Annotated in this window: 14 protein-coding genes; 8 read left to right on the top strand and 6 right to left on the bottom strand. The window is 59.6% G+C overall.

The annotated features are described in order from the left end of the window. Positions 1-12 precede the first annotated feature (12 nt). From mreC to AC2FGE_RS10005, 5 genes are read left to right on the top strand one after another with little or no spacing between them, the layout of a single operon-like run. Positions 13-915, top strand: a complete 903-nt coding sequence (gene mreC / locus AC2FGE_RS10025) for a rod shape-determining protein MreC (protein ID WP_496819078.1) — start codon at positions 13-15, stop codon at positions 913-915. Then, positions 908-1444 carry a rod shape-determining protein MreD gene (locus AC2FGE_RS10020; RefSeq protein WP_496819077.1) on the top strand — a complete coding sequence of 179 codons (537 nt, stop codon included), beginning with the start codon at positions 908-910 and terminating at the stop codon, positions 1442-1444. Before mreC ends, AC2FGE_RS10020 begins: the two co-directional genes overlap by 8 nt. Further along, positions 1441-3390: a penicillin-binding protein 2 gene (mrdA, locus tag AC2FGE_RS10015; RefSeq protein ID WP_496819076.1), complete on the top strand. Its 1950-nt coding sequence runs from the start codon at positions 1441-1443 to the stop codon at positions 3388-3390. Before AC2FGE_RS10020 ends, mrdA begins: the two co-directional genes overlap by 4 nt. Continuing rightward, positions 3387-4526, top strand: coding sequence for a rod shape-determining protein RodA (gene rodA, locus AC2FGE_RS10010; RefSeq protein WP_496819074.1), 1140 nt, complete (start codon positions 3387-3389; stop codon positions 4524-4526). Before mrdA ends, rodA begins: the two co-directional genes overlap by 4 nt. Before the next feature lie 15 nt (positions 4527-4541). Beyond that, the gene (locus AC2FGE_RS10005; protein WP_496819073.1) at positions 4542-5474 is read left to right on the top strand and encodes a 2-hydroxyacid dehydrogenase; all 933 of its coding nucleotides are present in this window, start codon (positions 4542-4544) and stop codon (positions 5472-5474) included. A gap of 13 nt (positions 5475-5487) precedes the next feature. On the opposite strand, the gene AC2FGE_RS10000 is transcribed toward AC2FGE_RS10005, so the two are convergent. The 6 genes from AC2FGE_RS10000 to AC2FGE_RS09975 all read right to left on the bottom strand — a co-directional run bounded on the left by AC2FGE_RS10000 (position 5488) and on the right by AC2FGE_RS09975 (position 12064). Then, the gene (locus AC2FGE_RS10000) at positions 5488-7503 is read right to left on the bottom strand and encodes a M3 family metallopeptidase (RefSeq protein WP_496819072.1); all 2016 of its coding nucleotides are present in this window, start codon (positions 7501-7503) and stop codon (positions 5488-5490) included. Between the two features lie 77 nt (positions 7504-7580). Next, positions 7581-8618, bottom strand: coding sequence for a HesA/MoeB/ThiF family protein (locus tag AC2FGE_RS09995; RefSeq protein WP_496819071.1), 1038 nt, complete (start codon positions 8616-8618; stop codon positions 7581-7583). After that, positions 8618-9076 (bottom strand): dUTP diphosphatase, encoded by a 459-nt coding sequence (gene dut, locus AC2FGE_RS09990; protein WP_496819070.1) that lies wholly within the window; start codon positions 9074-9076, stop codon positions 8618-8620. The genes AC2FGE_RS09995 and dut overlap by 1 nt, the downstream gene beginning before the upstream one ends. Positions 9077-9104: 28 nt before the next feature. Continuing rightward, positions 9105-10301 carry a bifunctional phosphopantothenoylcysteine decarboxylase/phosphopantothenate--cysteine ligase CoaBC gene (gene coaBC / locus AC2FGE_RS09985; RefSeq protein WP_496819069.1) on the bottom strand — a complete coding sequence of 399 codons (1197 nt, stop codon included), beginning with the start codon at positions 10299-10301 and terminating at the stop codon, positions 9105-9107. Positions 10302-10364: 63 nt separating this feature from the next. Then, positions 10365-11189, bottom strand: coding sequence for a ChaN family lipoprotein (locus AC2FGE_RS09980; protein ID WP_496819068.1), 825 nt, complete (start codon positions 11187-11189; stop codon positions 10365-10367). After that, a complete protein-coding gene (locus AC2FGE_RS09975) occupies positions 11186-12064 on the bottom strand; it encodes an RNA polymerase factor sigma-32 (RefSeq protein WP_496819067.1) in 879 nt (292 codons plus the stop codon). The genes AC2FGE_RS09980 and AC2FGE_RS09975 overlap by 4 nt, the downstream gene beginning before the upstream one ends. Positions 12065-12164: 100 nt before the next feature. Here AC2FGE_RS09975 and cobU point away from each other — a divergent pair, with 100 nt between their 5' ends. The 3 genes from cobU to AC2FGE_RS09960 are packed head-to-tail and all read left to right on the top strand — an operon-like array spanning position 12165 to position 14204. Further along, on the top strand, positions 12165-12686 hold the full coding sequence (cobU, locus tag AC2FGE_RS09970; protein ID WP_496819066.1) for a bifunctional adenosylcobinamide kinase/adenosylcobinamide-phosphate guanylyltransferase: 522 nt from the start codon (positions 12165-12167) through the stop codon (positions 12684-12686). Further along, complete coding sequence (locus tag AC2FGE_RS09965) at positions 12683-13261, top strand: histidine phosphatase family protein (RefSeq protein WP_496819065.1); 579 nt, start codon at positions 12683-12685, stop codon at positions 13259-13261. The genes cobU and AC2FGE_RS09965 overlap by 4 nt, the downstream gene beginning before the upstream one ends. Before the next feature lie 58 nt (positions 13262-13319). Then, the gene (locus tag AC2FGE_RS09960) at positions 13320-14204 is read left to right on the top strand and encodes a glutathione S-transferase (RefSeq protein ID WP_496819064.1); all 885 of its coding nucleotides are present in this window, start codon (positions 13320-13322) and stop codon (positions 14202-14204) included. Positions 14205-14235: the final 31 nt, after the last annotated feature.

The following is a 14235-nucleotide window of genomic DNA, read 5'->3' as shown; positions in this document are numbered from 1 at the left end:
GGAAGGTAACCTGTGGCAAAAGACCGATCACAGCGCGATGACTACACGACCCCGCTGCGCCGACTGTTGCTGGGGATTGTTATACTGTGCTTGCTGGGCATCTTCCTTGTCTGGCGCATTGACAGCCCAAGGGTCGAACGGTTCCGCGCACAGGTGGTGGACGCCGTTGTTCCATCAATGGAATGGGCCATGGTCCCGGTCACGGCAACAGTAAATTTGGTGCGTGACTTTCAAAGCTACCAAAGCCTCAGCGAACAAAATCAAGAGCTGCGCAGCGAATTGCGCCTGATGCGTGCGTGGAAAGAGGCCGCGCTGCAGCTAGAGCAGGAAAACGCGCGCCTTTTGGATCTGAACAATGTGCGTCTTGATCCACGCCTGACCTATATCACCGGTGTGGTGATGGCCGATAGCGGCTCTCCGTTTCGGCAGTCCGTTCTGTTGAACGTGGGCGCACGGGATGGGATCGTTGATGGCTGGGCCACGATGGACGGGATCGGACTGGTAGGGCGTATCTCGGGAGTGGGGCCCGATACAGCGCGAGTGATCTTGTTGACCGACGCCTCCAGCGCGATACCGGCAACCATCCAGCCTTCGGGGCAAACCGCCTTGATTGCAGGCGACAACACGCCTGCCCCCGCGGCCGAGTTCCTGGAGAATCGGGAACTCGTGCGCCCCGGGGACCGGGTGATTACGTCCGGGGATGGTGGCGTTTTTCCTGCCGGGCTGCTCATCGGGCAAATCGCAGAGGACCCGGGGGGCCGCCTGCGCGTGCGCCTGTCTGCCGATTTTGAGCGGCTAGAGTTTCTGCGGGTTCTGCGCTTCAATGCAGCCCCAACCATTCGGGACCCCGGCACGGTTGTAGGACCCACACAACCCGAAGCGTCGCTGACATCCGAGGAGGCAGGCGATGGATAGACCCGCCTCTTACAATTGGGCCATGCGCGGGCTTTACGTCCTGATGGCGTTTCTTGTTCTTTTCCTGCACTTGCTGCCGCTGAACGCACAGCCGGATCGCTGGCCCTTTCCGGATGTGATGATCGCGCTGACCTTTGCGTGGGTATTGCGCCGCCCAGAATATGTTCCAACCTTGTTGATTGCGGCTGTGATGCTGATGGCAGATCTGCTCTTGCAACGCCCACCCGGATTGCTGGCGGCTTTGATCGTACTCGGCGCGGCCTATCTGAATGCAGCCGCGCCCAGCATGCGAGACGCCGGGTTCATCGGTGAATGGATATCCGTCAGCATGGTCACTACAGCGGTATTTCTCGGCAATCGTATTTTGCTGGCCCTCGTATCTGTCGACCAAGCTGCCTTCGGACCCGTTCTGTTCCAGCTGATCGTGACGATTGCAGCTTATCCTGCGATCGTCCTTCTCAGCCAATCCGTGTTCGGCGTTCGCAGGATATCAGCGGCGGACGCTAGTGTTGCGGGGGCGCGGGCATGAAGCAACGCAAATCCAAAGCGCAAGGCCTTGCCTATAAACGCCTCCCGCGTCGGGCGCTGATACTGGGCGGTTTGCAAGCCGCCTTTGTCGGCGGGCTGGCCGCGCGGATGCGGTTCATGCAGGTTGAACAAGCCGACCAGTACCGGCTTTTGGCCGAAGAAAACCGCATTAACCTGCGCCTGATCCCACCAACACGCGGTCGGATCTATGACCGCAATGGTCAGATCATCGGGCAGAACACGCCATCATATCGTATCGTGATCGTTCCCGAAGATGCAGGTGATCTGGACAAGGTGATTGCCAAGCTGTCCAACCTAATCCCGCTGACCGAGGATGAGATAGAGCGCGCCAAGACCGAGATACGCCGCTCGGCCCCATTCCTGCCGGTCACACTGGCCGATCAGGTGACGTGGGAGGATATCTCGAAAGTTGCGGTGAACGCACCTGCACTTCCTGGCGTGACGCCCGAGGTCGGCTCAACCCGGCAATATCCCAGATACGAGGATTTCGCCCATATCGTCGGTTATGTTGGCCCGGTCAGCGACTATGACCTCAGCCAGATCGAAGACCCCGAACCGGTGCTGCGCATCCCTCGGTTCCAGATTGGCAAGGTCGGGTTGGAGGCAAAACAGGAAATCTCGTTGCGCGGTCGGGCCGGGTCCAAACGGGTCGAAGTCAACGCGACAGGCCGTGTCATGCGCGAGTTGGATCGGCAGGAGGGTCAGCCCGGTGCCGATCTACAATTGTCAGTCGACGCAAACCTGCAACAATACGCACAGGCAAGACTGGCCGGGGAAAGCGCCGCCGCTGTTGTGATCGATTGCGAAACCGGCGATCTGCGCGCGATGGCCTCGGCCCCCAGTTTCGACCCCAACTTGTTCGTGCGCGGTATCTCAGTCGCAGATTATCAGTTCCTGACACAGGACAAGTATCGCCCGCTGGCCAACAAGACAGTTCAGGGCACTTATCCGCCGGGGTCGACCTTCAAGATGGTCACCGCACTGGCCGCACTAGAAGCTGGTGTCGTGGGCCCCGGTAATACCGTCTATTGTCCCGGCCATCTGAAAGTCGGCAGCCGCCGCTTCCACTGCTGGAAACGCGGCGGTCATGGCATGGTGGACTTGAATACATCTCTGAAACGCAGCTGCGACGTTTATTACTACGACGTGGCGATCAAGGTCGGCATCGACAAAATATCTGAGATGTCCAACATCCTTGGCCTGGGAATCAAGCATGACATCCCCATGTCCGCCGTGCGCGCCGGGCTGGCGCCCAATCAGGCATGGAAACAGCGGGTTCATGGCGAGGAATGGCTGATCGGTGATACGGCCAACGCGTCCATCGGGCAGGGCTTCATGCTCGCCTCGCCCATGCAACTGGCCGTAATGACCGCAAGGATCGCCACGGGACGCGCCGTTGCGCCCCGACTGGTGCGGTCGATCAACGGAGTCGAACAGCCCTCGGGCGCGGGTGAAGCGCTACCGATCAGCCTGACCAACCTGCGCTACATTCGCGAGGCGATGTGGTCGGTGTCGAACGACCGGCGCGGGACGGCCTATCGCAGCCGGATCATCGCGGATGATCTGCGTATGGCGGGTAAGACCGGCACCAGCCAGGTTCGCAACATCACCAAGGCTGAACGGGCCGCCGGTGTGATCCGCAACGAAGATCTGCCCTGGGAACGGCGCGACCACGCCCTGTTCGTCAGCTTTGCGCCCTATGACAACCCCAAATACGCAATTGCCGTGGTGGTGGAACATGGCGGTGGCGGATCAAAAGCTGCAGCCCCCGTCGCGCGGGATATCATGCTACAGGCGCTTTACAACGGCACCCCGCCACTTGAGGCCTATCCGGTTGCCGACCGCGACCGCATCAAGGAACAGCAAAAGAGGCTTGAGGGCGATCGTCGCCCCAAAGCGCGTCCTGACGAAAAGGACCGCGCATGAGCTATCTTGAGTATAACGTCAAATCCACGCCATCGGGGTTCCGCAAGTTTCTGTACATGAACTGGCCCTTGACCCTGTTGCTGATCAGCACGGCGAGCGCCGGGTTCCTGATGCTGTATTCAGTGGCAGGTGGGTCGTGGATGCCCTGGGCCGAACCTCAGATGGAACGGTTTGGTCTGGGCCTCACGGTCATGTTCATCGTCGCGCTGGTGCCGATCTGGTTCTGGCGGAACATGTCTGTGCTGGCCTATCTGGGCGCTATCGCCCTGCTGGTTTTTGTTGAGCTTTTTGGCACCGTTGGGATGGGCGCGCAACGCTGGATCGATCTGGGGTTCATGCGGCTGCAACCCTCTGAGGTCATGAAGGTCACGCTGGTCATGCTGCTGGCGGCCTACTATGACTGGCTGCCGTCACACAAAACATCGCGCCCGCTTTGGGTGATCCTACCGGTGATCCTGATCCTGATCCCAACCTTCATGGTTTTGCGGCAACCGGATCTCGGAACCTCGATCCTGTTACTGGCTGCCGGTGGCGGGCTCATGTTTCTGGCTGGTGTGCACTGGGCCTATTTCGCTGCTGTCATCGCTGCGGTCGTCGGCCTGATTGCGACCGTGTTCAACAGTCGGGGGACCGAGTGGCAATTGCTGAAAGACTATCAGTTCCGCCGCATTGATACGTTTCTGGACCCGTCCACAGACCCATTGGGGGCAGGCTATCACATCACCCAGTCCAAGATCGCGCTCGGATCGGGTGGCTGGAACGGTCGGGGCTTCATGCAAGGCACCCAATCACGCCTGAACTTCCTGCCCGAGAAGCACACCGATTTCATCTTCACAACGCTGGCAGAGGAATTCGGCTTTGTCGGCGGTATCACCCTGCTGGTACTCTATGCCCTGATCCTGATCTTTTGCATGGTCACGGCGCTGTCGACCAAAGATCGGTTCTCCTCACTGGTCGTGCTCGGGATCGCTCTGAATTTCTTCCTATTCTTTGCGGTCAACATGTCGATGGTCATGGGGCTGGCCCCTGTGGTGGGCGTACCGTTGCCGATGGTCAGCTATGGCGGATCGGCCATGTTGGTCCTGATGGCCGCCTTCGGCATCGTCCAAAGCGCACATATCCACCGCCCTCGCTGATCTGAAAGGCCCTTCATGCCCATCAACGTTCTATTCTCTGCGCGCCCTGAACTGTGGCCGATATATGAACCGCTTCTGACCATGGGGCTGGCTGAGGCGGGGTTAGACGTGCATCTGGCCACAGACATCGAACCGGATCAGGTAGACTACGTCATTTATGCACCAAATGGCGGCTTACTGGACTTCAAACCCTATTCTCAGCTCAAAGCCGTGCTGAGCCTCTGGGCCGGGGTCGAAAGCATCGCCGACAACGAAACCCTGACCGTTCCGTTGGCCCGTATGGTCGATCATGGATTGACGCAAGGCATGACCGAATGGGTCGTGGGTCATGTTCTGCGGTATCATCTGGGCATGGACACCCATATCACCCAGCAGGACGGTGTTTGGACCCCGATCGCGCCACCGCTTGCGACCGAGCGCACGGTTTGCGTGCTGGGGCTGGGAGAGTTGGGTCAGGCGGCAGCGCAGGCGCTGGCCGCGTTGAACTTTCGCGTCCTAGGGTGGAGCCGCACGCAGAAGGACATCCAAGGCGTGACCTGCCTGCATGGTGCCGACGGTCTGCACACCGCCTTGTCCCAATCCGAGATTGTCGTGTTGCTGCTCCCCGACACACCCGCGACGGAAAACACTCTGAACGCCGAAACGCTGGCGCTGTTGCCGAAAGGGGCAAAGATCATCAATCCTGGACGCGGCCCGCTGATCGATGACGGCGCCCTGCTGGATGCGCTGAACGCCGGGCAGATCGGACACGCGACGCTTGATGTATTTCGGGTCGAACCCCTGCCGCCCGAACACCCCTATTGGACACATCCGAACGTCACGGTCACCCCGCACATCGCGTCCGAGACCCGACCCGTCACAGCCGCGCAAGTGATCTGCGAAAACATCCGGCGCGGTGAGACGGGTGAGCCCTTCGTGCACCTGGTGGACCGCCAGTTGGGGTACTGACGGCCCGATCCGATCAGGCCGCGATCAGACCCCGCCCTTTCAGCAAAGCCTCGACGCCCGGCAGGCGGCCACGGAATGCCAGATACAGATCTTCGGCCTCGCGCGAGCCGCCAGTGGATAGGATATTGTCTTCCAGCGCTTTGGCCCGTTCGGGGTCAAAGGCGCCTCCAGCCTCTTCAAACGCGGCAAAGGCGTCGGCGTCCATAACCTCGGACCACATGTAGCTATAGTAGCCCGCGCTGTACCCGTCGCCCGCAAAGACATGGGCGAAATGCGGGGTGGCGTGGCGCATCCCGATGGCCTTTGGCATGCCGATTTCGGCCAGAACCTCGGCCTGTTTTGCCATCGGATTCTCAGGGGCTACGCCTTCGTGGAAGGCCAGATCGACCAATGCCGAGGCCACATACTCAACCGTCTGGAAGCCTTGATCGAAATTGGCCGCCTTCAGCACCTTCTCCAACATCGCCTGAGGCATCGGCTCACCCGTTTCTGCATGGGTGGCGTATTCCGCCAGAACCTCGGGCACTTCCAGCCAGTGTTCGTAAAGCTGGCTGGGCAGTTCAACGAAGTCCCGCGCGACGGACGTGCCCGAGATGCTTTCATAGGTCACGTTCGACAGCATCTGATGCAACGCATGGCCAAATTCATGAAACAGCGTCCGCGCGTCATCATAAGACAGCAGCGCGGGATCGCCCTTCGCGAAGTTGCACACGTTGATCACGACGGGGGCTTGTTCTTCGGGGAACTTGGCCTGCGCCCGCATAGCGCTGCACCACGCGCCCGACCGTTTCGAACCACGGGCAAAATAATCGCCAATAAAAACCGCCACATGGCGCCCGTTCCGCGTCACTTCCCAGGCCCGGCAATCTGGATGATAGAGCGGCACGTCCAGCGGCGCAAACTCCAGCCCGAACAGACGGTTGGCGCAGGCAAAAGACGCCTCGATCATCCGGTCGAGTTGAAGGTAGGGTTTCAGCGCGGCCTCATCCAAATCATGCTCGGCCTTGCGGCGCTTTTCGGCATAGTAGCGCCAGTCCCACGCCTCCAATAGGCCGTTCACACCATCCTCCTGCATCATGCCGGTCAGAATCTCGGCATCCGCATCGGCGCGGGCTTTGGCGGGCTCCCAAACCTGCATCAACAGATCGCGCACGCGGTCGGGCGAGCGGGCCATTTCGGTTTCCAGTTTGAAATCCGCAAAACTGTCGTAGCCAAGCAATTTCGCCCGCTCTTCCCGCAGGGTCAGAATTTCGGCTGCAATCTCGCGGTTGTCGGTCTCGTTCCCGTTCGCCCCTCGCGCAGCCCAGGCGCGATAGGCTTTTTCCCGCAGGTCACGGCGGGATGAGAATTGCAGAAACGGCACAATCAATGAGCGGGACAGGGTCACAACCGGCCCGTTCGCACCCTTTTCCTCACCCGCAGCGCGCGCCGCAGCGATCACGAAATCGGGCAGACCGTCCAGATCATCCTCGGCCAGTTCCATGAACCAGTCACGCTCATCCGCCAGCAGATTCTGGGTGAAAGAAGTGCCCAACGATGCGAGGCGAGACTTGATCTCTTGCATCCGGGAATCGGCCTCACCTTCCAGCGCAGAACCGGCGCGGACAAAGCCGCGATGGGTTAGCATCAGAACGCGGGCTTGCTCATCGCCCAGGTCCAGATCATCGCGCCGCTGCCACAAATCGGCCACCCGGCGGAACAAATCCTTGTTCGATGAAATGCCCGAGAAATGCGCCGAAAGCTTCGGCGAAAACTCCCGCTGCAACTCTTCCCGCTTGGGATTGCTGTCGGCACCCGCCACAGTGAAGAACACTGACAGGACCTTGTCCAACTGCTCACCCGCCGCCTCAAGCGCTTCGATTGTGTTGGCAAAGGTGGGCGCGTCCTGGTTGTCAGCAATCGCGTCGATCTGGGCATTGTGCGCCGCCATCGCTTGGTCCAACGCAGGGGCAAAATCCTCATCTGAGATCGCGGCAAACGGGGCGACCTCAAAAGGTGTGGTCCAGTCGGACAGGATCGGGTTGGTCATACAGGTCTCCTTTGCCCCTCAAGCTATGTAGAGGGTCGCCAATGGTCCAGAGGGGGGTGTGAATTTACGGCCCCGACCTAGCCGCAAATCGGGCAATCAGCACGTTTCGACAGGGTGATCTTACGGCTTTCCCCATAGAGCGCATCATAGATCAGCATCTCACCGCGCAAGGAGGCACCCGCGCCTGTGATCACCTTGATCGCCTCGACCGCCATCATAGACCCAACCACGCCGGGCAGCGGCCCGATCACTCCAGCCTCGGCACAGGACGGGGCGAGCCCGGCGGCGGGTGCTTCGGGGAAAATGCACTGGTAGCACGGGCCTGCGGTTGCAGGATCAAAAACGCTCAATTGCCCTTCCCATTGTGATAAGGCACCTGAAATCAGCGGTTTGCCCAAAGTTACAGCCGTTCGGTTGGCCAGATAGCGGGTATCGAAGTTGTCCGTTCCGTCTAGGATCAGGTCGAAATCAGCGAACAGATCGGCCGCGATCTCCTCTGTCAGGCGGCGGTGATATGGCAGTACCGCCACGTTCGGGTTCTGCGCTTCCATTGCCTGCTGTGCGGAAAAAACCTTGGGCATTCCGATATCGGCATCGCGGTGAATGACCTGTCGTTGCAAGTTGGCGTTCTCGACCACATCGTCATCGACCACCCCGATGGTCCCCACGCCCGCAGCCGCCAGATATTGCAGGGCCGGCGCACCCAAACCCCCTGCACCTATCACCAGCACGCGCGCCTGTTTCATCTTCTTCTGACCCGGTCCACCCAATTCGCGCAGTACGATGTGGCGGGCATAGCGGTCGAGTTCCGTTTCCGAAAACCGATCCGTGCGCGCCTGAGGGTCCTGTTCAGACACGGATGTTGCGCGGCTGCGCAGAGCCTTGATAATCTTGCCATAGCCCAGAACCAACCCGACGCACCCCGCCAGGATCAGCCATATCGCCGCGGACCCGCCTGTCGCCTCGCGCAGGGGGTTGCCATCCGGCAGAACCAACTGCGCCAAAATGACACCCGTCAGCAGAACGCCCACAGAAACCATACGCGCGCTGCGGGAAACGCCCGCGACATAACCGACACCCCAAAGCCCGGCAGCAAGCAGCAGAACCAGTAGCATCAGCCGCGCCCGGTAGACCCGAACCCGCCCGATCCGCGTTCGGTTTCGCTGAGTCCATCGACAAACTGGAAATCTGCCTGAACCACCGGAGCAACAACCAACTGCGCAATGCGTTCGCCATGCGCAACTTCGAAACTCTCTTGCCCCGCGTTCATCAGGATCACACCCAGTGGCCCGCGATAGTCGCTGTCGATGGTACCCGGCGTATTTGGCAGGGTAATACCGTGTTTCAACGCAAGCCCGGAACGCGGCCTGACCTGCACTTCATACCCTGCGGGAATCTCGATCCGCAGCCCCGTCGGGATCAGCGCACGCTGCCCCGGTTCCAAAGTGATTGAGATACCGCCCGGAAGATTTGCACGCACATCCGCCCCTGCGGCTCCGGTCGTCTCATAAGACGGCAGTGCCACCAAAGCGTCTGCGCCCGCCTCACGGATCACGCGGATTGCAACCATCATCGTACCTCTTTGTTCAGGGCTGGGGGCATCAGTTACCCAACGCCTCAGCAATCTTTTGCGCCAGTCGGGCCGCAACGGCATCCTTGCCCATGCGCGGCCATTCTTCAGCACCAGCATCCGAAATCAACACAACCGCATTCTCTGTGCCGCCCATGATACCCGTCGCGGGGCTGACATCATTGGCAACGATCCAGTCGCACCCTTTGCGCTGGCGCTTTGCCGTCGCATGTTCAAGAACGTCATTGGTTTCAGCAGCAAAGCCAACAAGCAACGTCGGACGTCCTTGCTCCATGTGTGAGACGCGTTTCAAGATGTCCGGGTTTTCGGCAAACTCAAGCGCGGGCAAGCCATCCTGGGTTTTCTTCAGCTTCCGGTCCGATGCACTGGCCACACGCCAATCCGCCACCGCTGCAGCAAACACGCCCGCATCCACGGGTAAGGCCGCATCCACCGCGTCTGACATCTGCTGAGCTGTTTCGACGCGTACAACCTGCACACCTTCGGGTGGCGGCACATCTGCGGGACCGGTGACAAATGTCACCTCTGCTCCCAGGGCTGCCAGTGCCCCTGCCACCGCCGTACCCTGCGCGCCCGAGGATCGGTTGGCAATGTAGCGCACGGGATCGATCGGTTCATGGGTGGGGCCTGATGTCACAAGGATGCGTTTTCCTTTAAGCGGACCATCTTCCAGTTGCGCTTCGATAGCCGCAACAATCTCCAACGGTTCAGACATTCTGCCGGGGCCGTATTCGCCACAGGCCATATCACCTTCATTCGGTCCGACAAAACGCACGCCATCGGCCTGCAATTGCACAAGATTACGTTGTGTTGCCGGATGATCCCACATCCGCACATTCATGGCGGGCGCACATAGAACAGGCGTATCCGTGGCCATCAACAGGGTTGAGGCCAGATCGTTCGCCAACCCTGCCGCCATTTTGCCCATCAGATCCGCCGTCGCCGGGGCGACCACAACCAGATCGGCAGAGCGCGACAACTGAATATGGCCCATCTCAGCCTCATCCGTCAGGTCAAACAGGTCGCGATAGCATTTCTCGCCCGCCAGTGCGGACACGGACAAAGGTGTCACGAATTCTTCAGCAGCGCGGGTCAGAACCGGGGTCACGGCAGCGCCACGCTCTTTCAGGCGGCGGATCAGGTCCAGCGACTTGTAGGCCGCGATCCCTCCGCCAATGATCAGCAGGATACGTTTGGAAGCCAGCATGTTCAGCCTTTCCCGTTCTGGTCGGCGCTGACATTAGGCAAGGCCACAGCGTAGTACCAGCGGTTAATTCTGCACCTCGAAGGCTTTGCAGGGGTCTTCGCGATCTACTGCAGGGCTATCGATGACCACATCAAAGGTGCCATCGATCTGCCCGTCTTCGGATTGGCCAACGACAAAGACCTTCAAACCGGGACGCAAGCGGGACAGGAAGGTGGGGATACCGCGATCCTTGCGCGCATGGCCGTTGCCAGTGATCACAGCTACCGGCCCGCCGGTATCGTCCACCGCCAGCAGGATCGACCGCGTCAGCACTGCATCACGCAAGCGTTGTATCGCAACCATCTGCGGCAGCACCTGTTCGGGCAGGGCATTGCAATGCGCCACAAGCTGATCCGCCTCACGCGCCGCTTGTTCTTGCGCAGGCAGTGGAACCGTCAGACCGTAGCGTGCCGCATCTGCGCCAAGTGCGGTTGCCGCGCCGCGTTCCATGGCCGCGCGTGCTGCGGCGCGAGGCACCATCGCACCGTAGACCGGCGCATCTGTCGCCTGAAAGATGGGATAGTACATGCTGAGCGGCGGCCAGCCCGTTTCTGCCCAGCGCAGGATGCGACCCAGTTCTTCTGGATTGGACGCCGCTGTCCGCGCCAAACGTTGTGCGCCCTCTTCGGTAACCATTTCCCAAACGACAGCAGACGGGGCGATCACCTCAATCGCCTCGGTCTGAACCTTGTGATGGTCCGGATTGTCGTGAATCTCGCCCAATATCACGACATCCGCTGCCTGCATCGCAGCAACCACGTCGTCAGGGATAAGGTCAGAGGCAATACCCGGGCACGCCGGGATTGCCGTAACTGTCAGAGCAAAAAGAAGAATCGCAAGCCGTGTCATGCGATGAAGTGTTGCACCTCACGCGATTGGGCTTCAAGGTTCTTACGCATCTTCGTGAAGGCGGCAGCCTCAAGCTGGCGCACGCGTTCCTTTGATAGACCAAGCTCGTCACCCAAGCTTTCAAGGGTTCGTGCCGGTTCCCGCAGCTTGCGTTCACGCACGATGAACCTTTCCCGGTCATTCAGCGATTTCATCGCGGTTAGCAACCATTCGCGTAATTGCTCGGTATCATGGCTGTGTTCTACCGCTTCGGCGGCCTGCTCACGATCATCTTCCAGCGCGTCGATCCATTCGCGCCCATCCTCATCGGCGGATTGCACCGCATTCAACGAGAAATCCGATCCGGACAGGCGACCTTCCATCATCTCGACATCGCGCAGCGGCACACCAATCTCGGTCGCAATCATCTGGTGCAATTGATGGCGATCCAGCTCAAGGCCTTCGGTTGCGGCCTCGCGCTCCAACCGCGCCTGAACACGGCGCATATTGAAAAACAAGGATTTCTGAGACGAGGTCGAGCCAGTGCGCACCATAGACCAGTTGCGCATCACATAGTCCTGAATGCTGGCCTTGATCCACCAGACCGCATAGGTCGAAAACCGCACGCCCCGGTCGGGATCGAATTTGTCGGCTGCTTTCATCAGGCCCAACCCGGCCTCTTGGATCAGATCGTTCATCGGCGCGCCATAGCGTTTGAACTTGGCCGCCATTGAAATCGCCAAACGCATGTAAGCGGTGATCAGACGGTGCAGGGCCTGTTCATCGCGCTCGTCTCGCCACGCATAGGCCAGTTTCAACTCTGTCTCTGCATCCAGCAGTTCGGCCTTCATCGCTCGCCGGGACATCGAAAAGTCGGTCGTGTTGTCAAGTGCCATGAAACTCTCCCTATTTCATATTCGATGGCCGGGCTTGCCTTGCCGACCTATGGTCGATACGCAGAACCCAACAGACCGGATCACTTGAAAGGTAAGAATTGTGCTTCCCGATTTAACCTTTGTTCTGGGTGGGGCTGCATCGGGCAAGTCTGTTTTTGCCGAACAACTGGTTGTTTCGTCGGGCAAAAGCCGCGTTTATCTGGCCACTTCACAAGTGTTTGATGATGAGATGCGTGCGAAAGTCGATCACCATATCGCGCAGCGTGGGCCGGATTGGCCTACGGTCGAGGCTCCGCTGCATCTGGCTCCCGTGCTGGCTGATCTGCACGCCGAACAGATTTGCCTGATCGATTGCGCCACAATGTGGCTGACCAATCATCTGTTGGCAGAAAGTGATTTGCATGTTGCGCAGACTGCCCTGTTACAGGCCCTTAAGAATTGCCCGGCCCAAATCGTCATCGTATCGAACGAGGTGGGGCACGGTATCGTCCCCGAAAACACGCTGGCCCGCCGGTTTCGTGAGGCGCAGGGCCGATTGAACATCGCATTGGCCGCCCAAGCCGGGCTGGTTGTTCAGGTGACAGCAGGTCTGCCAACTGTTCTGAAAGGGGCCCTTACGTGACGCTATTACATCTGGTCCGGCACGGCCCAACCCATGCCAAAACCATGGTCGGGTGGTCTGATGTTCCCGCCGATCTTAGCGACACCGCCGCCCTGAAGCGGTTGCATGATTACTTACCTCGTGACGCCGTTGTTATCTCATCAGACCTGACGCGCGCCGTTGATACCGCATCCGCTATTCAAGGCGCACGCGCACGCCTGCCCCATCATCGTGATTTGCGAGAGATTAATTTCGGGGCATGGGAATTGCGCGGTTTCAAGGAGATCGAGGCAGAAGACGCCGAACTGGCCTTTGCCTATTGGGATAATCCCGGTGATGTGCGCCCACCAAACGGGGAAAGCTGGAATCAGGTCCGCGCGCGTGTCGACCGCACTGTTGACGCCCTAATCGCGGATCATAAGGGCCGCGATATCGTAATCGTCGCCCATTTCGGGGTTATCCTGACGCAGGTCCAGCGGGCCCTTGATCTGGACGGACAACAGACCTTTGCCCATCGTATCGACAACCTGTCGGTCACCCATCTGACCTGTAAGGGAACAGGCTGGTCCGCAGGGGCGATCAATCACCGTCCGTGATCCCACTGCGCACAAATCACTGATTTACCAATTGCCTGTCCGACGCCATCGTGGGCTCATGACCTATGATCTCTTTATCGGTGACAGGCTGTTTTCCAGCTGGTCTTTGCGCGGTTGGCTGATGCTGGAGAAGTTCAGCCTGCCTTATCGAACCCATATGATGGGGCTGTATTCCGGCACTATGGCGCAGGATATGCAAACCCTCGCACCCGCACGGCTTGTGCCCGCCTTGCGCCTGCCCGACGGAACGGTCGTGGGTGAAAGCCTGGCGATGGCCGAAACACTGGCAGAACGCCATCCGGATGCCGGGCTCTGGCCAAAGGATGCGGCAGCACGGGCAACGGCCCGCTGGCTCTGCGCCGAGATGACCGCCGGATTCAACGCCTTGCGTGAAGACTGCCCCATGCAGTTGAAACACGCCTGGCAAGACTTCAACCCATCGCAGGATACGCTGGCCGATTTGGCGCGTGTTGAAACGCTTTGGGCCCATGCCCGCCAGATATCCGGGGCTGCAGATGGCCCATTGTTCGGGGCCTATTCGCTTGCGGATGTGTTCTACACCCCCGTCGCGGCGAGGATTGTGGGCTATGGTCTACCGGTGTCTGACCCCAATCGCGACTATTGCCATTTTCTGCTTGGGGAGACCTCGGTACGGCAATGGCGGGCCATGGGACTGACAGTTGAGTACGATCCATTTCCCTACAATCATGGCTCCGTTTCTTCACCCTGGCCCGTTGGTGGTGTTTCAACTGCCAAAGCTGTCGAGACCGGCCCTTCCTTGAATGCGCACTGCCCGTATTCCGGGGAACCGGTAACGGATTTTCTGGAACTCGATGGGCAATGCTGGGGTTTTTGTAACGCATTCTGCCGCGATAAAACTGCCGCAGACCCCGAGGCTTGGCCAAAATTCATCGCCATACGAGACGCCGTTAACGATTCCTAAACCGCAACCATGGCAGCAACGTCCTGTTAAC

It is taken from the genome of Ruegeria sp. YTSA075 (assembly GCF_059610245.1).
This window is presented reverse-complemented; position numbering and strand designations above follow the sequence as displayed.

Coding starts and splice junctions, on each gene's coding strand:
- AC2FGE_RS10020 (WP_496819077.1), top strand. CDS start 908: ATGGATAGACCCGCCTCTTACAATTGGGCCATGCGCGGGCTTTACGTC.
- mrdA (WP_496819076.1), top strand. CDS start 1,441: ATGAAGCAACGCAAATCCAAAGCGCAAGGCCTTGCCTATAAACGCCTC.
- rodA (WP_496819074.1), top strand. CDS start 3,387: ATGAGCTATCTTGAGTATAACGTCAAATCCACGCCATCGGGGTTCCGC.
- AC2FGE_RS10005 (WP_496819073.1), top strand. CDS start 4,542: ATGCCCATCAACGTTCTATTCTCTGCGCGCCCTGAACTGTGGCCGATA.
- AC2FGE_RS10000 (WP_496819072.1), bottom strand. CDS start 7,503: ATGACCAACCCGATCCTGTCCGACTGGACCACACCTTTTGAGGTCGCC.
- AC2FGE_RS09995 (WP_496819071.1), bottom strand. CDS start 8,618: ATGCTACTGGTTCTGCTGCTTGCTGCCGGGCTTTGGGGTGTCGGTTAT.
- dut (WP_496819070.1), bottom strand. CDS start 9,076: ATGATGGTTGCAATCCGCGTGATCCGTGAGGCGGGCGCAGACGCTTTG.
- coaBC (WP_496819069.1), bottom strand. CDS start 10,301: ATGCTGGCTTCCAAACGTATCCTGCTGATCATTGGCGGAGGGATCGCG.
- AC2FGE_RS09980 (WP_496819068.1), bottom strand. CDS start 11,189: ATGACACGGCTTGCGATTCTTCTTTTTGCTCTGACAGTTACGGCAATC.
- AC2FGE_RS09975 (WP_496819067.1), bottom strand. CDS start 12,064: ATGGCACTTGACAACACGACCGACTTTTCGATGTCCCGGCGAGCGATG.
- AC2FGE_RS09960 (WP_496819064.1), top strand. CDS start 13,320: ATGACCTATGATCTCTTTATCGGTGACAGGCTGTTTTCCAGCTGGTCT.